The sequence below is a fragment of the Anaerococcus murdochii genome (genome assembly GCF_019957155.1).
In the GTDB taxonomy this organism is placed as follows: domain Bacteria; phylum Bacillota; class Clostridia; order Tissierellales; family Peptoniphilaceae; genus Anaerococcus; species Anaerococcus murdochii.
On sequence record NZ_JAIPME010000002.1, the window covers coordinates 2,020,009 to 2,037,856 of the forward strand.

16 protein-coding genes are annotated in these 17,848 nt (G+C 30.2%); all 16 read right to left on the minus strand.

The genetic code is table 11. The features are described 5' to 3' along the window. Nucleotide 1: 1 nt before the first annotated feature. The 16 genes from K8P03_RS10180 to mobQ all read right to left on the minus strand — a co-directional run bounded on the left by K8P03_RS10180 (nucleotide 2) and on the right by mobQ (nucleotide 17,662). Nucleotides 2-2,353, minus strand: coding sequence for a leucine-rich repeat protein (locus K8P03_RS10180; RefSeq protein ID WP_223420556.1), 2,352 nt, complete (start codon nucleotides 2,351-2,353; stop codon nucleotides 2-4). Further along, a complete protein-coding gene (locus tag K8P03_RS10185; RefSeq protein WP_223420557.1) occupies nucleotides 2,340-2,579 on the minus strand; it encodes a hypothetical protein in 240 nt (79 codons plus the stop codon). Before K8P03_RS10185 ends, K8P03_RS10180 begins: the two co-directional genes overlap by 14 nt. A gap of 14 nt (nucleotides 2,580-2,593) precedes the next feature. Further along, the gene (locus K8P03_RS10190) at nucleotides 2,594-5,173 is read right to left on the minus strand and encodes a C40 family peptidase (RefSeq protein WP_223420558.1); all 2,580 of its coding nucleotides are present in this window, start codon (nucleotides 5,171-5,173) and stop codon (nucleotides 2,594-2,596) included. A gap of 7 nt (nucleotides 5,174-5,180) precedes the next feature. Next, a complete protein-coding gene (locus tag K8P03_RS10195; RefSeq protein WP_002842305.1) occupies nucleotides 5,181-7,604 on the minus strand; it encodes a VirB4-like conjugal transfer ATPase, CD1110 family in 2,424 nt (807 codons plus the stop codon). Then, nucleotides 7,495-7,905 carry a PrgI family protein gene (locus K8P03_RS10200; RefSeq protein WP_008902108.1) on the minus strand — a complete coding sequence of 137 codons (411 nt, stop codon included), beginning with the start codon at nucleotides 7,903-7,905 and terminating at the stop codon, nucleotides 7,495-7,497. Before K8P03_RS10200 ends, K8P03_RS10195 begins: the two co-directional genes overlap by 110 nt. A 1-nt stretch (nucleotide 7,906) precedes the next feature. After that, nucleotides 7,907-8,197, minus strand: coding sequence for a hypothetical protein (locus tag K8P03_RS10205; RefSeq protein WP_002838520.1), 291 nt, complete (start codon nucleotides 8,195-8,197; stop codon nucleotides 7,907-7,909). 9 nt (nucleotides 8,198-8,206) lie between these two features. Then, nucleotides 8,207-9,070, minus strand: coding sequence for a VirB6/TrbL-like conjugal transfer protein, CD1112 family (locus tag K8P03_RS10210; protein WP_000466915.1), 864 nt, complete (start codon nucleotides 9,068-9,070; stop codon nucleotides 8,207-8,209). A 10-nt stretch (nucleotides 9,071-9,080) separates the two neighbouring features. Continuing rightward, entirely contained in the window at nucleotides 9,081-9,161 is an 81-nt protein-coding gene (locus tag K8P03_RS10215) for a Maff2 family mobile element protein (RefSeq protein WP_115354505.1), read from the minus strand. Between the two features lie 6 nt (nucleotides 9,162-9,167). Then, nucleotides 9,168-10,814 (minus strand): recombinase family protein, encoded by a 1,647-nt coding sequence (locus tag K8P03_RS10220; RefSeq protein ID WP_223420559.1) that lies wholly within the window; start codon nucleotides 10,812-10,814, stop codon nucleotides 9,168-9,170. A gap of 3 nt (nucleotides 10,815-10,817) precedes the next feature. Further along, nucleotides 10,818-11,042, minus strand: a complete 225-nt coding sequence (locus tag K8P03_RS10225; RefSeq protein ID WP_036757784.1) for a hypothetical protein — start codon at nucleotides 11,040-11,042, stop codon at nucleotides 10,818-10,820. Nucleotides 11,043-11,196: 154 nt separating this feature from the next. Then, nucleotides 11,197-11,940, minus strand: a complete 744-nt coding sequence (locus K8P03_RS10230) for a phage replisome organizer N-terminal domain-containing protein (protein ID WP_070584762.1) — start codon at nucleotides 11,938-11,940, stop codon at nucleotides 11,197-11,199. 65 nt (nucleotides 11,941-12,005) lie between these two features. Continuing rightward, nucleotides 12,006-13,037 (minus strand): PDDEXK nuclease domain-containing protein, encoded by a 1,032-nt coding sequence (locus K8P03_RS10235; protein WP_036753996.1) that lies wholly within the window; start codon nucleotides 13,035-13,037, stop codon nucleotides 12,006-12,008. A gap of 179 nt (nucleotides 13,038-13,216) precedes the next feature. Further along, on the minus strand, nucleotides 13,217-13,744 hold the full coding sequence (locus K8P03_RS10240; protein ID WP_070584760.1) for a PcfB family protein: 528 nt from the start codon (nucleotides 13,742-13,744) through the stop codon (nucleotides 13,217-13,219). Nucleotides 13,745-13,994: 250 nt separating this feature from the next. Next, nucleotides 13,995-14,366, minus strand: a complete 372-nt coding sequence (locus K8P03_RS10245) for a hypothetical protein (RefSeq protein ID WP_004825300.1) — start codon at nucleotides 14,364-14,366, stop codon at nucleotides 13,995-13,997. A 76-nt stretch (nucleotides 14,367-14,442) separates the two neighbouring features. Then, the gene (locus K8P03_RS10250) at nucleotides 14,443-15,921 is read right to left on the minus strand and encodes a WD40/YVTN/BNR-like repeat-containing protein (protein WP_039861666.1); all 1,479 of its coding nucleotides are present in this window, start codon (nucleotides 15,919-15,921) and stop codon (nucleotides 14,443-14,445) included. A gap of 100 nt (nucleotides 15,922-16,021) precedes the next feature. Beyond that, nucleotides 16,022-17,662 carry a MobQ family relaxase gene (gene mobQ, locus K8P03_RS10255; protein WP_223420560.1) on the minus strand — a complete coding sequence of 547 codons (1,641 nt, stop codon included), beginning with the start codon at nucleotides 17,660-17,662 and terminating at the stop codon, nucleotides 16,022-16,024. Nucleotides 17,663-17,848: the final 186 nt, after the last annotated feature.

The window sequence follows — 17,848 nt, forward strand, 5'->3', positions numbered from 1 at the left end:
CTTATTTTACATTTTTAAATACATAGACTGCTTTTCTAGCATTGTCCCATTCTATTGTTTGGTTTTTACCATCTTTAATATCTCCATGACTTGCTCCAAAAGCTTTAGCAATATTTGAAATTGAAGCATGAATTCTTCCATTTATAATCACTGGCTTAACATCTGAATTGTAGACCTTTCCATCTGAATCTTTCATAACACCAGTATCAATATTTAGTCTTAATGTCTTTTTAGCTAAGATATTATTCTCTTTGTTTGAGAAAATGGCTTCACGAGTAGAGTTGTCATACTCAACATTAAAACCTAGAGTATAAGCAATATATCTTACTGGAATCATAGTTCTTCCTTGGTCTACATAAGTTTTTACATCCATATAGACTGTTGTCTTACCATCTTTGTTGATAATGTTATAAAAGTTTTTGTCTACTTGGAAAACTGCAAATTCTTTTTCATCTTTAACTTGTTTTTTACCTTGTTGTTCCTCTTGCTTTTTCATCTTGTTAAGATCAAATTGATTTAGAATGTTCTTGTCATCAGCTTTCAAAAGTTCGTCCCACTTTTTGTCTTGAGATTTCTTATCTTCTTTCTTCTCTTTGTTTTCTTTTTGGAGTTTTAGAAGTTCATCTAATTTTTTAGATAAGTCTTGATTTAGATTTTTATCTTTTTCATCTTTAGCTTGTTTCTCAAGTTTTTCTTTTGCTTTTTTATTTGCTTCCTCGATTAACTTCTTGGCTTCTTCAATTTTCTTATCTAAATCTTCTTTTAGCTTTTTAATTTCTTCTTCTGAAGCTTTTTGTTTTTCTTCTAATCCTTTAATCTTCTCTTCTAATTCTTTTTTCGTATTTTCAGAAGTTTCTTTTAAACTATCAATAACCTTTTGAAGCTCTTCAATTTTCTTACAGCATTCCGACTTAGAATTCTCTGTCTCTTTCTTTTTAGACTCAAGGTCTTTTATCTTAGCATCTTTTTCATCAAGAGCTTTTTCTAAGACCTTAATTCTATTGTCTTTATCCTCGATTTCTTTAGTTTTCTTTGCAAGTTTCTCTTCTAAAGACTCGAGCTTTTCTTGCATTTCTTTGATTTTATTTTCGTTTTTGTCGGTCTTCTCTTTCTCAGCTTCTAACTCCCATTTTGTAGATGAATAATCTTCTTTTAGTTTTGCATTTTCATCTTGTAATCTTTTTAATTCATCTTTAAGCTGAGTAATTTCTGCTATTAGTTCATCATTGTTAGAATTTTTAAGTTCCTCAATTTCTTTATTCAATTGAGTAATCTTATTATCTTTATCTCTAAGCTCTTCTTCTAGCTTAGCTTTTTCTTGTTTTAGTTTCTCTCCATTATCTTTGCAAGATTCTAACTTTTCCTTTAATTCATCTATCTTTGATTGGTCTTCTTGTTTCTTATCATTTAAGTCTTTGATCTGATTTTCTAAGTCCTTAATGTTTTTAGTTAAATCATCAATCTTATTGTCCTTTTCATCAATATCTTGCCCTGTTAAATCTGTTTGAGTATCAATGGAATATTTATTTGGATTGTATATAGTCATCTTTCCTTGATACATATCATTGTTATAATCAAATTCAAGTTCTACACTATCTACATTCTTATCAAAGACAAACTCTCCATTTTCATAACTTAATCCATTAGGAATAGATTTAAATCCTTGATTTCCGTTGAAACCAAAATGATTTTCGTAAAATGGATTTTGTTTTGGTCTATATTCAACTTCTTGATTATGGAATACTCCCTTACTGTTAATATTTGGATTGCCTAAAACTTTTATAGTGTGCAATTTATTTCTTGAAAAAGCGTATTGTTCAATTGTCTTTACAGACTTCGGTATAGTTATTTCTTGAATGTTATTTCTTTCAAAAGCATTATGTTCAATATTTGCCAAAGTATCAGGTAAAGTTACTTCTCTAAGTCCACAATTGAAAAATGCTAAACCACCAAGATAAGTTAGACTATTTGATAGTTTTACTTCATCTATACTTGCTTCATAAAAGGTAGCATAACCTAAATGCTTAACAGAATCAGGAATAATTACTTTATCCCAATGTTTGCCACGTCCAAATTCTCTTTTATATCTAAGTTCATCGTTTGAATGACTTAAAGAATAATTTCCATTTATAGATTTCGTCCCTTCAGGAAATACTAGAATATTTGCCTTCTCTTTCTTTTCTAAGCCTTTATCACTAAAGGCAATTATATTTCCCTTAGAGGAATACATAAAATCATCTTCCGTCCAAGTAACATCAGACTTTGCAAATGCACTTGTATGCACAGTTGATGTTAAAACTAATAAAAGAGCCATAAAAAAGGCTCTTAGTCTGTTCGTATTAAATTTCTTCATTATGAATGTTCTCCTTTTCTTTTAATTTTTCTTCTCTTTTTCTGTCATTGATTTTCTCCATTAATTCTTCCAAGCTAATATTGTTCCTCCTAAGAGTTACAATTATTTCTTCATTTTCAACTTGTATTTCTTCATCGCAAATTTCCTTGTATTTTGTATTTAAATCTTTTAATTTCTCTTCTATTTTTTTCTTTTTGTTCCTAATACTTACAAGCTTTCTGTTCACATAATATCTCCCTTCTATCTTGGTCTTCCAAAACCATAAAAGTGTGATTTCCAATATTTTGAATTTATTGATGTGTATTGAATCGGATCTCCTGCGTGAATCATCATTCCGTTACCTGCGTATATTCCTACGTGAGATATTGGTGTTCCACTGTTATATGTTGAGTGGAAAAATATAATATCTCCAGGTTGAGCTTCACTTGGACTAACTGGATTACAATAGTCTTTGTATATTCTCCATGCAGTTGTTCTTGGCATACTCTTTACACCAGACTTTGTAAATGACCAACATACAAATCCTGAGCAGTCAAAGTTAGATGGTCCACTTGCTCCAAACACATATCTTTTACCTATATGTTTTTCTGCTTCATTAAAAAGAGCCTTGGCAGTAGCTGAATCAAAAGCAAGACCAGGATTTCCAAAGTTTGGATTGTCTACTATTTCTCCTAAGTCCCCATTACCTGATCCAAATACATCTCCCATATTCCCCTTAGCTTCAAGAAGAGCTTCATAATGAACTACATTGTCTGGATAATCTTTAAATATTTCTCTAACAACTTCATCCATTTCTTTTTTCTTTAAAGTTACGATCAACTTTTTATATTCGTACTCTTCTTTTTCATAGGAAGTATAAGGATTGCCACGACTATCATATCTAGTTCTTGCTACTGTTCTTGTTCTGATTTCAATTTCTTCCTTAAAATCAAGCTTATACATCTTATCGAAAAGCTCTTTTAAAATTCCTTTTACTTCAGATGCTGATTTTACTTCTCCACATCTTGAAGTTATATAGGATAAAAGTTCATGGGTATTATGACCAATTTCTCCTTCTTTATTTATAATATATTCGTCATATCCAGGATGACTTGTTTTTACACTTTCGATTTGTGATTGTAGGTCATATTCCATTGATGAAAATTCTTGATTAACTTCACTTAGAACTGTGTCTTGTGATAGGTATGTTGTTGTCATTACTGAGTTTACTGAATTACTTAGTCCACTCATGCCAACACTTCCGCCACCAATTATGATTGATAGCATAAGACCTAGTCCTATTACTAAAAATAGAACCATCTTGCTTTTTCTTACTATTAGCTCTTTAGAAGCCTTACCTAAACTTAAAATAGCTTTTTTAACTCTATCTACAAGTCTTGTTTCGTGCTTTTTAGCTATCATGCTCTTCATTTGCTTTCTTTGGTAAAACTTCTTAAATCTATTTTTCTTTATATAGGCATCTGACTTTTTTAAATCTTCCAAGCCGCTTTTAAACTCCAACTTGCTTTTTCTCTTTTTTATTTTCTTATCAAGTTTAGATAGCTTTTTTAAGGACTTTTTCTTTTTATCTAGCTTATACTTCCTTATTCCATGCTGGAGTTTAGAACTTACATTAGCGGCCTTTTCTCCAGATTCTACACCAGTATTATCAGATCCTGAACTTAGATAATCTCTCACTAACTCTGAGGACTTAGCTCCAGATAATAAAACCCCAGAAGATAGACTTCCTTTAGTTTTATTCTTTAAGATATTATCCTTTAGCTTACTTTTAGACTTTTCAAGATCTCCAATCTTTTTATCTGAGATAAAGTCTTTAACATCTTGTGCCTTCTTAGAATCTTTTCTTGTAATTTTCTTAGATTCATTTTTTAAGTTATCAATTTTCTTTCGAGTGAATTTATCACTTTCATAATTTTTTCTCTTGTAGTAAGTCTTCTTTTTATTAACTTTCTTTTGTTCTGAAGGTTTAAGGCTTGTTTCTTTTTCATCTTTTATAAATTCTTGATTATTGTCTTTAAACTCAGGATTATCAAAAGTTTTATCTGTATCAACTTCGTTTAGCTTATTTTCTTTATCTTTTTCTTTAGAAATTTTCTCCTTATCTCTAAACTTCTTTTCTTGATAAAGTTTCTGTTTTCGCTTTTTATCGATATTAGCATTACTGTCGTTCTTGCTCACTTCATCTTTAACAAGCTTATCTTTTCTATATATTCTCTTGCTTTTCTCTGCTTCGATAGGTTTATCTTCACTTGTCTGGATTCGCTTAGACTCTTTCTCGTTGATTTTGTCTTGGAATTTATCCTTACTATGGATAAGTTTATCCTCATAATTTTTAAGAACTTTTCTTTTACTTGATGCCTTCTTATTGCTTATTGGTTGAGCCTTAGCTGAAATATCATCTGTTGTTAATTTATTAGAATTAATATTTCTACTATTTTCACTTTCAAAATTTACCTTTTTGAAGTCTACATCTAACTCTTCATCAAGTTTAAAGCTTTCATCTGTCCTTATTTCAAGATTAGTTTGTTTTGTTTCTTCAACCTTATCCTTATTATCTAAAACTTCTTTTCTGATTCTTTCCTTGTTTTTAGCCTTCTGAAAATCTTTTAGTTTATCCTGTTTTTGATCTTTAGCTAATACATTCTCATGGATAAGTTTAGATTCTTTTTCTGAAATTTTATCTCCGAACCTATCCTTAGTCTTAATTATCTTATTTGTATAATCATCTGAATGAACAAGTTTACTTTCAAGATTCTTTTCAGGAGCGTCCCTATTTCGTATAATTTTCTTTTGAAAATCTTTTTTTAGTTTTTTATCCATATCACACCTACTTAGCTTCTTCTGGTTTAGTTGTCATTAGCTTATATAGCATGGTGTCTTTAGGGAATTTATCTATAAATGGAACAATAGTATTTCCGAAGAATAAGAGTCCTTCACCTGCATTTGAATTAGTAATATAGTTTAACTGATAAGGCGATATTTTTAATTTCTTAGCAAGAATATCTCTATCCCCAGATGCTTGATTTAACATTAGAACAAAGTCTGTATTGTCAAAGATATTTTCAATTTCCTGACTTGTTAAAAGGTCTTTTACGTTTTGAGTTATGCCTGTTGGAATACCTCCCCATTTTCTAAATCTTTTCCAGATTTCTACTGAATATGAAGCAGTTTGTGGATCTTTTAATAAAAGGTGGAACTCATCTATATAGTATCTTGTAGACTTGCTTCCTCTATTTAGGGAAACCTTGTTCCAAACTTGGTCTTGAATTACAAGCATACCTATTTTTTTAAGTTGTGTTCCTAGCTCTTTTATATCAAAACAGAGCAGTTGTCTATTTAGGTCAACATTAGACCTATTATTAAATACATTAAGACTTCCTTTAACATAAATTTCCATTTCTGTTGCGAGTTTTCTACCAACTCCCTCTTCTTGGGATAGGAGCATATCGTATAAATCTCCTAATATAGGCATATTTTCTGGTTTTGGGTCTTCAAAATATTTTTGGTATATCTTTGGTAAACACCTATCTATAACAGATTTTTCTGCAGCAGTAAGACCAGATCCTCCTACTACAAGTTCAAGCATAGACATTATGAAGTTTGCCTTATCCTTTAAAGGTGCGTCCCCATCTCCATAGTTCATATTTATATCTAGTGGATTAAGGTAGTCCTTTGATTTTGCTGAAACTTTAATAACTTCTCCATTAAATTGTTTTACAAGGTTTGAATACTCGCCCTCAGGATCACAAATAATTACATCATCGTCTGTTACAAGAATTGCATTTGCCATCTCTCTCTTTGCCGAGAAAGATTTACCAGAACCTGGTGTTCCTAATATTAATCCGTTAGGGTTCTTGAGTTTCTTCCTATCTGCCATAATTAAGTTTTGGCTAAGGGCATTTAAGCCATAGTACAAAGAATTTGCTGAATCAATAAATAGCTCTTCTGTTGTAAAAGGCATAAATACTGCCGTTGATGATGAAGTTAAAAATCTTTTTATCTCGACTTGGTTAACTCCTAGAGGTAAGACAGAAACAAGTCCTTGCTCTTGCTGATGAGATAATCTTTTCACCTGACAATTATGTCTGTTAGCAATTGATGAGATTTGAGCAATAGTATTTTCTAATTTTTGATTAGTCCTAGCAAAATTCATCATTACTATGGTAACTACAAAGAGCCTTTCATCTCTATTTTGTAAGTCAGATAACATGGACTTAACATCCGCACCAAAAGTATTTATATCTGATGGAATAATATCCATATCATATCCTGCTCGAACTGCTTTCTTTTGTTCTTCAATTTTCATTCTATCCAGGTCTGTATTTTTTCTCTTAATGAGTTTAATGGCTTCTGCTTGTTCAACTACATCTATATGAAAAGCTACATAAATATTGTCATCAATATCTAAAAACTCAGATAACATTCTGTCTGATAACTCACTTGCAAGTATTTGAAAATGGCTTACTGCTCCAATATATTTACCAAATTTAAAATTATTTACTGGTGCAAAATTAAAGATATTGGGAGTTATATGTGACTTTGTAGACTCTTTCTTCTTCAAATCTTTATATGAAAAATAAAAGTTTTTGTCTGGATTTAACATATCGTGAACAAGTCTTAGCCTTTCTTCACCATCAAGGCTTTCTGCTCTTACTCCCATAGATTTAAAGTTAGATAAAATATCTACTTCAAGTCTATTTAACTTTGCTCTTGCTTGCTCTAGGTTATCGGCTTCTGTTGTAAAGGTTATATACTTCATCTTTTTAAGTCCGTTATTGCCCTTTGCAAGTTGAAGCTTTAACATCTCCCTAAACTCTTTTCTTACATCGTCATAGAAGTCTCCCTTATCAGCAATTTTAATTGCATCTTGTAGGTCTTTATTTCTTCCTAATTGATTTACATACGAAAGTTCAATGTGGACACTTGGATCAAAAGAATTTAAAAAGTTGGCAAATTGGTTAAAGATTAAATCTCTATCTTCTTCCAATGCCAACTGGTAATTTATATCTTGAAATGAAATTGTCCTTGAATAATTTTTTTCATCTAACTGGCAAATGCCCTCTGGTAACATTCTTATATAGGGAATTGTATCTTCAACAGTAAATCTCTTTTTCTCTTTCTTTAAAAGTACACTTAGAAGACTATTTGTTGGATCTTTCTTTGTTTTTAGCCTTCTTACTTCCTTTCGGTCTTTTTTTAATTGTTTTTCCCTTAGATTTAAGTCGCTGATTTGCTTTTTTCTTTGCTTCAATGTATGCCTCCTTTCTTATTCTCTTAGTTGGTTGATAAAACTTATGAAGATAGAAAAATTTAAAATATTTTTCAAAAGTTAAGGTATCTTTTTCATATAAGGTTATAAAAAAGATTGGCAGGGTTACTATTAGCATTACAATGATAGAAACATCATTAGGTAGATATTTCTTCATAAATAAATAGGTTGGTATACCAATTAGTCCTGCCACAGAAAAACCTATAAGTTGTCTTTTGGTTAAGTTAAAGGCAACCTTTGTTTTAATCTTGTCCAAATCTTTTGGTATTGGTACATATGCCATTTTAATCTCCCTCTACTTCTTCTTTGGAAAGTTCAAGTATATGGTCATAATTAGATGTTGTTTCCTCTTCCAGGTAGCTAATTCTTTCTTCTAATTCTTCTTGTTTTTCTTCATTTCTGTCATTGTATTCGCCTTGATACATAACAAATTCATTGTGACATCTTCCGAGTCTATTTATTCTCCTCTTTAAGTTTCTAATCTCTTCATTTCTTTTTTTCTCTTTTAAGATTTCATAAGTTCCTCCTAATAAAATTCCAAGTCCCAATAAAGCACAATTTTTCTTTTTTAACATTTATTCCTCCTAGTGCGTATTCATAATACTTTTTGCAACTGTTCCACTCTTAAACATCATAAGTCCAAGTAGTAGAGCATATCCTAATATACTAAACAAGCTTGCGTGAATATCTGTAACCTGTACCGTCCTTATTAAAACGGTGTAGATACCTAAACATACCATCAAAAACAAACCTTGTAGTCCCAAGGCAAAAAGTCCCTTGATATAATTTGTTCCAATCTGACCCCATTCTTTATTTCCCATAGTAGCAAATGGTATAGATGATACTGATGAGTAGACATATATTTCAAACATACGCCCATATACTATTAGGGTAATGGTTAAAGATATACATTGAATTGCAATCCTAACAAGGCTTGTTTCAACTAATATCATAATTAATGCACCAACATCTTTTTCTTTTAGCGTATCAACCATTGCAACTATCTGATCTCCTGAAACAGTGGCAGAAGTAGTTATTACCCCTGCCGCTTTGTTTACAAGATTTTGTGCCACATCAAAGACTGCCATTGAAAATTCAAAGGCATGGCTTGCAAGGTAGACTGCTATAAACATCTTTATAATGTATTTGAAAAACTCAAAAGTATCTGTATCGTGCATATTATTCTTTTGCATAACCATATTTATGAGTTCAATACATAAAACTGCTGTTATGATAAGACCTGCTATTGGAACGATCACATTATCATTAATGTTTTTTATGAAGTTATACACTTCTCCATTCCAACCCATTGGTGTCTTCCCAACATCAGTTGCAATAACTCCTACCTTGTCATTTATATCTAAGAACATGGACTCAAGATTTGCTTTGATACCTCCGAGTAGCATATCCTTAAAAAATTCAGTTAGCTTGTCAAAGATACCAAACATAGACTTTCTCCTAATTTAAAGCATTTGCAAGTAGTGGAATTAATTTAATACCGATTAGTACAATTCCCCCACCAGCCATAAGCTGCTTTATGCCTAATTAGAGATTGTAAAATACTTGTAGCGTGTCTGTATTTCCTATGAAATTGTAGTAAATATCAATTGTTTGGGTGATTTCTCCATTCACTACTTCTTTTTCGTGAACATAGATTTTTGAGATGAGCTCGTTTAAGGTTTCTTTGTCCAGCTTCTTTATATCCCTATGTTTTTTTATGAGTTCAATCCATTTTTTAACATTAATATCTTCAAGATCTTCTTTAACAATCAATTTTTGATTATCTTTTATTCTTTGATTTAGATAATCTTGTTCGTTTTGTGATTTTTCAAGAATTTTTTGGAAGTTGCTTTCACTTATCTTATTGTCTAGCCAGTCATCATATAGTTTTTCAATCTTTTTAGTTAAGTCTTCTACTCTTATCTGATCTTCGTAAATCTTATCCATAATAAATTTTTGTTCTTCTTCATTATCAATTTCTCGTGATTTTTCAAGTGCTTTTATAATTTCTTTTTCGTCTTTTAATGCTATTTCTGCATTTTTCCTAATATCTTTAAGCACTATCTCATAAAGAGTATCGTAATAAATTCTATGTTGACTACATAATGACTTTCCATATCTTCTATAAGTGTTACAAGTGAGTAACTTTTCTCTTTTTTTTGATTTGTTTCTTCCAAGATTTAAAGATTTTCCACAATCGGGACATTTCACAATGCCTGCAAATATGCTTTCTTCTCCATTTTTAAATGGTCTTCTTCTGCTCTTTAATTTTTCATTTGCTATATTATAAATATCTTCAGAAATAATTGGTTCATGTGTATTTTCTACTATTATCCATTCCTCTTTAGGTTTATCGGATAACCAACCTACTTTGAATTTATAATTAACTTTTTGACTAGCAATATGACCGATATAAACAGGATTTTCAATAATTTCTTTTAGGGTTGTGCAGTCCCACCAATACTCTCCACCATCTACGGTCATTTCTAACTTAGTTTTTTTATTTCTAAGTCCTTTTTTTCTATTCCACCAGGTAGGTGTAGGTATTTTTTCTTCAAAAAGTCTTCTCCTAATTGCTTGTACTCCATAACCACTAAAAGCAAGATCAAAAATTTTTTCAACAATCCATGAAGTTTCATCATCGATTACTAATTTATGTGGATTATCATTGTCTTTCCTATATCCTATTGGAGCAAGACAACCAATAAATTTTCCTTGCCTTGCCCTAGTCATATAAGCAGATTTCATCTTTTTGGAAACATCTCTTGAATAAAACTCGTTTAAAACATTTTTAAAAGGAACTATTTCGTTGTTTTCTTGAAAGGTATCTACTCCATCATTTAAAGCTATATATCTGACATTGTTCTTTGGGAAGAAATTTTCTGTATAGTATCCAGTCTGCAAATAGTTTCTTCCAAGTCTTGATAAGTCCTTAGTGATGACTATATCCACTTTTTTATTTTCAATATCATTAATTAGTCTTTGAAATGATGGTCTATTTGTATTTAATCCAGTGTATCCATCATCTATATATACATCGTAAATACTCCAACCTTTTGATTTTACATAGTTTTCTAAAAGTTCTTTTTGGTTTTGTATGCTGGCACTCTCTCCTTTCTGCTCATCATCTTTAGATAGTCTGCAATAAATTGCAGCTTTGAATGAAAAGTGATTTGAATTTGTTTGTATCATTTCCTATTCCTCCTTGTTTGAGTTTTCAGAAATAACACAACTTTCTCTAAAACTATTTTTATTATAGCACTCTTTTTTATTACTATCAATATTATATTTGTTGTACTCAATTTCATTGTCCTTACTTAATTTGCTTGATTTTTTTATTAGTCTTAGAAAAGCGTCTGTATCTGTTCTTCTATTATCATAATTTCTTTTTACAATGTATTTTGTTTGTCTTTTTGTCATAGCTTATCCTTTCATGCAATAAAAAAAAGGCGATTAGATTTTTAATTTTCTAATCGCCTTTTAAGTGTCATATTTATATTTTTATTATCTCTGGCATACTTCGATACCTTTTTATACTTAAAGTCTTTAATAGTGGCTTTCCACCTCTTTTTATCTATAAAGATTCGCCTACATCATAGTTCATTTTCTTATTTAAACCTTGATGTCTTAGTTTATCTTTATCTTTTTCATACCAATTTAGGATTGTCGCATAGTGGTTTTGATAGGTCTTTCCTCTGCTTTCCATGTACCTTGATAGTTTATTTATCATTTTGTCTGTGTGTGAGTTTAATTTTTCTTTAAGATTTTTATATTCTTCTTTGCTTAGTCTTACATTTTTGAATTCTCCATAAAAGATGGGGGTGGACTTTTTATCTTTTTCTATCTCTCCCTCTCTCTCTTTATCTATCTCTATATCTTTCTCTATCTCTATCTCTCCGTTGCACTTTTGTTGCTTATGTGTTGCATTGGTGTTGCATTGCAACATTTTTAATTCTCTAGACTTTCTTGAACGCCTTGTAGATGCTGTTTCTGATCCGATTAAGTTTGGTATTTCAGTTAGGTAGTATTCATCATTTTCTGTTACAACTTCTAGTAAACCTTGATTTATTAAATAATTAACTGTTACCATTACATCATCGTCTGTTTCATCTATGGTTAGTGCTAACTCTTTTATAAAATCACTTTCTACTCCGTCATAATAGAGTTTGCCCTCATCTTTTAGACTTAGTAATAAAAGTTTGAGGTAGATTATCGTGTAGGTATCTCCTCCCGATATTCTCCTTAATCTTTTTATCCTTTTGTCTGTGAAAAATTCTTCTTTTAGTTTTATCCAATAATATCTTTTGTTTGTTGCCATTCTAATCCTCCTTGCAATAAAAAAAGAAGTAGATTTTTTCTCTACTTCTCCTTATAATTTATATTTTATTTTTCCTTATATTTTTTAATAACTTTTTCTACTTGTTCTTCAAGCTCTTCCCTGTCTGGTATATACAAAGTATATTTTGATGCGAATATTTTATTTGATAAATTTCCTAAGGCGTATTCTGCTTGTACTCCGTCCTTATCTGTACATAAGATTATTCCTATTGGCTCATTGTCCATCTCATCATTGACTTCTGCCTTATAATAATTGAGATACATATTTATTTGACCAACTGCTTCTGGCATTAGCTTGCTTGTTTTTAGTTCGATTAAGACATAAGACCTTAATATTTTATTATAAAATACCATGTCCACATAATAGTGGGTGTTGCCTAAAGTTACCCTTTGCTGGCTGCCTACATACATAAAACCCTTACCAAGTTCAAGCAAGAATTTTTCGATATGATCTATGAGTGCTTTTTCTAAATCACTCTCCATCATTGGCTTTTCTTCTGGCAAACCTAAAAATTCAAATACATAAGGGTCTTTTACAAGGTCAGCTGCCTTATTTATTTCATTGCCCTTTAAAGCTAGGTCTAGAACTTTTTCTTTGTTTTCCTCTCCAGATGATAGGAGCAATCTTTCAAAAAGTGATGTTTTTATTTGTCTTTTAAGTTCTCTCACAGACCAATTTGCATTAATACTTTCTTTCTCATAGAAGCTTCGTTTTTTCTCATCGCTAATGGATAAGAGTTCGCAATAATGGGACCAGGTCAATATTCCAGACAGTGTCTGGAATATTGGATATGATAAATATAGGTTTCTCATATTAAATAAATTAGACTTAGAAAATCCCTTGCCATATTCCTTTGTAAGTTGTCTTGATAAGTCATTTATAAGTTCTTTTCCATACTCAGCTCGTTCTGAATGACCTTGCTCATCTTCTACGATGATACGTCCAATCTCCCAATATGTTTGAACTAAAATATTATTGACTTCTCTTGCGACTTCATTCCTTGCCTTATCCATCAATGTTTTTATGCTATTAAAAACATCATCATGAACTCTATCTATTTTATTATTCTTATTCATACAAGCACCTCTTTGACCTCTTAATTGCTTTAATTATATCATAAATATTGTGTTTATTCAATTTTATATCTTATCTGCCTTGATATTTCCCAGATTTTCGATAATCGAAATTCTTGATTTCCGATTTTCGGAAGTCTTGTTATTATGGTTATTTAAGGGTGTAACTTTTCGTTACTCCCTTAGATTTCTCTGGTCATATCTTTTTTGTTTGGTTTTACTTTTTCTTTTACTTTTCTTTTGACTTTTTCTTTTGTCTTATCCTTGTTCTTGGATAGGTCTTTGTATTTCTTTATTTGTTTTAGGATACTTTCTTTTTCTTTTTTATTTTCCTTGAATATGACTTGTTTAAAGGCATATTCCATTACTTTTATGTCTTTGGATTGGAAGAATATTTCATAGTTTTGTGTTTCTTTGTTTTTCATTACTGAAAAGCTTACCCCAAGTTTGTTTAGTTCTTTTTTTAAGTCTTTGAGGTTGCTTTGATCTATGCTTATATTTTCTAGTTGTCCTTTTTTGTAGAGGTCTTTTATTTTCATTTCATAGCCCATAAGGCTTTTTAGGTTTCCGTTTGCTTTTTCTAAAGTTTCATTCATCTTTTTTCTTATTTCTTTGTCTAAGTTGATTGATTCTTTTGCTGCCTTTATCGTGTATGATATTACGGTTTGTGCTGCTTGACCTGCTTCTTTGCTTATTTCTTCGTTTATCATGCTTTTCTCTCCTTTGTTTGAATTAAAAAAGGGAAGTATAGGCTTTAATTTTTCTATACTTCCCTTTGATTGTTTTTATTTGGTTGTTGGTGGTGGAATACTTTATTTTGATGTTTTTATAGCTTTCTTAGGTATTTGTACCTTTTATACTTTAAAATAGCTTACAATGCCTTTCCACCTTCAGTAGTTTATGTGTGTTCTTTTGTCTGATAGATAGTTTTTCATGTTGGAATATATAATCTGTATTTCTTCATTGTTCATTGATTCTATTTCTTCTAATTATTACTATTATTAGAATGATTCCAAGGATATTTTCAATAATTAAAACTTTTAAATATTTAGGTGTGTCTATATTTAATTTTTGAAAGTAAGTATCTATTTCACTATCTTCAAATCCATCATCTTCAAAAAAATGTTCTTTAACTACTCTAGAATCATATATTTCTAATCCATATCCATCTGGAAAACCTAGACTATATTGAATTTTCGTTATCTCATAGTTAATGTTAAAATGCTCTTTTACCTTTGCGACAATATCCTCACTTTGATTGATAACTTCTATTGTAGTTGTAGTGGTTATCAAATCACCTAAAACTAATAAAGCCGTGTAGCCATCTATCACAACAAAAAAATCACCATTATAATAAAAAGAATTTTTTTCATTTACTCTACCTAAATCATTCTAAAGTTCAATTTTTTTATTTTGATAAAACATTCCAACTTTCTCCAGCATCTTCAGAATAAAATTGAATTCCATTGGATTCATACTCTCCTGATGTAACAGTAATATATAATTTATTCCCCTTACTTTCAGGCATAGAAAGATACTTATAATCATCCAATTTTAGTCCGATTTCTTTTCCTTCTTTTGGTATATCTTTTACCTTATCCATAGGTAAATTAACTTGTCTAAAGGTAAGACCTCCATCTTTTGTACTATATATTTGAGAGTACTGTCCAGATGCTCCCTGAATTCCAATAAAACCAAAATCATTTGAAAAGAATATTATTCCTTCAGCTGATCCGGTTTCATCCATAAAAGGATCTTTGTTGATAACTTTCCAATTTTCCCCACTATCAATCGATTTTTCAAATGCATAGAACCTTGAACCGGCAGCAGCATCTACAACCACAAGTCTATATCCTATTTTTTTATCATCTAAAACAAAGGTATATACCGTACCATTATTTTCATCTGTAATCCATCTTTTTGAACTCTTTGCATCTTCAAGTATTTCGCTATTATGTTCATTTTCAAGTATTTCCGGTGATATATATTGTGGCTCCATTAGATACTTAAATGAAGATATATCTTCATTATTTTTTATATAAAGAGAAGCCATATACCCACTAAATTCTCCTCCGCTTGATAACTTAGAAGGCGCCAATCCTGTATTATATTTTCCATCACCATCTGCATCTCCATCTAATATAGAGAGTCCTTTTTCTGAATTAACTTTTTCTTTTCCTGAATATAAAAAAGAATATGTTTGATTTTGTTTTATATTCTCCCAATTATGAACTTGTTTTCTGTAATCGGATTGCTTAAGAATTGCGAAAAAAGGATTTAATAACTTATCCGAATTAATACTAAGACCTTCGCCTTCATTAAGCCATATATTTATTTTACTATCTTTCTTATAGTCATAGGTAATTAAAAAACCTTTCAACTGTCCTTTATCATTTTCTCCATATAACATTGTTTCTATATTCGTAATTGTTCCATCCTCTGTAAACTCAATGTAGAAATCATCTGAAACATAAATTTTTTCTGGTAAAGAATTTTTTTCTCCTATATCGTTTATCAATCCATCAATACCATTTTCATAAATATTATTATGAATGAATTTTATCTTTTTATGATTTAAGAAATCGTCAATTTTCCAAGATAAAGCCCCATTATAAGGAATTGCTGTGTGTATTATCATCCCTCCAAACACTAGGCTTATAGCAATAAATAAAACCAAACGGAATTTAAAATAACTTGCCCGATACCCTCTATGTCTTAATATTAATCTGACTAAAAGTAAGATAATTAGTAAAATCACAAAAGGCAACATAATTCTAAGCCAATAATGTGTTCCTCCTAACTTACAAAGTTTCCATAAAATATACATACAAATTGAATATAAAACTAAGATTATATAATCAACTAACGGTTTTAGTTTCTTCTTCACATCAGTCCCTCCATTTATGTGCATTATATCATTTTTTAGGTAATTTTTCTATATCAGCTTCCTACGGTGCTTGAAAGTCCCCTAATAAAGTTAAAACATCTTACCTTTCCGAATTCCTATAACTATCTTTTGTTCTCTCTTTTTTCTTTTCGTATTTTTCCCGTTGCTCTTGATATTTTTTAATCTGTGCTATTACACTTGGTTTTTCACCTTGTTTTATTAGCTTATCTATTTCTATGGATAAATCTATACCAAGTTCTTTGTTTACAAAATCTACTGAATATTTTATATGATTAATTTCCTGGTATTCATCTTTTATCTTATCTTTTTCTTTATTTATTTCTTCAAGATTTGCCATTAAAAGACTTTTTTCTTCATTCCATTTTTTAAGACTTAGTTTTTCCTTATCTGATAGGAGTTTTTTTAATTTCTCGCTTACTACCTTATATTGGTCTATATCTTTCTTATGTTTATTATAGAATATGTCTTTTGTGAATATGTTTTTCTTTTGGTATTCTTCATAAACTCCTTTTTTGGCTTTGTAGATTTCATAGTATAAAATTTTCTTTTCTACATCTTCCATTTCTTTATGGATTGTCTTTGCTTTTTTATTTAGCTTGTAACTATTGGACTTTAAACTTTCTATTTTTGTTTGTAACTGACCTATGGTTTCTATGTTGTTTTTTCTTAAATAACTATATGCACTCGTTAGCTTTTTGAAGTCATATTTTTCTTTATTAGTTTTGGCATATCCTTTTAGATATTTGCTTTTTTCTTTTTGAATTTCTGAATAAGTTAATAGATAATTTGTTAGATTGAAAAGTTTAGGGTTGTCTATTACCTTATCTCTTTCTATATCCTTAAATTTTTCATAAGCAGTAGTTAGGTTATCTAATAGATTCCCTATCCAACCCTTTAATGTTTTTATCTCTTCTTTTATTGTTTTTACAAGTTCGTTATATTTTCTTATTTCTCTATTATAGTTTCCTTTGTCAGTTTCTATTCCTTTTCTTTCCATTGCACTTGCTGCTGATCCTAAATGGATTGTCGGTAGATAATCTGAATTTTGTCTTTTAAAACTCCTATGGTCTACTCTTTTTTCTATCTTGTTTTTTGCTAGATATTCATTGCAAAGGTCCGAAAAATTTTCTCTCCATTTTTCTACATTGCCTTTATCGTTCCAGCTTGTTAGTTCTACTTTTCTTGTCTTTGGTTTTCCATTTTTGTTTAATACTTTTTCTCCTTTTTCATCTAGGATATATTCTTTTTTTGACTTTGCTAAGAACTCTCCTTTTTCGTTTATGGGTCGCATTATGGTCATTATATGACAATGAATATTTCCATTTTTGTCTTGACTCTCATCATGAATTGCATAATCTACTATCATTCCTTGTGATGTTAGATTTTCTTTTATAAATCTTTCAACTAGGTTTTTATTTTCACTTAAAGTTAATTCTTTTGGTAGTCCTATTATGAATTGTCTTGCTAGTTGTGCATTAGAATTTTTTTCTGCCATTTCTACTTTATTCCATAAGGTAGACCTATCATTAAATTCTTTTGGTATATGATCAGGCAATATTATATTTTTTACTAATACTTTTTCTTTTCTTGTATAGTCATGGGTTACTCCGTCCCATTCATTTTTTATTTTTTCTCCACTTATATATGCTGCACTTGCTACTGCACTTTTTCCTTTTCCTCTTGATATTATGTTTACTGAAAAATGAAAACTGTCTGCCATTTTTATCACTTCCTTTCTTTTTTTGTTGTTTTAGGTGGAGGCTTTGAAGATTTTCCATATCCATTTTGTGAATGAGCGTTTTGAAATGATAGAATAGAAAAAGCCGACTACTGAATTAATTTTTGTTGTTTCAGTATGTCGGCTTAATTGTTTTGTTCATTTCAAATTTTAAAAGTCAAGGGCGAG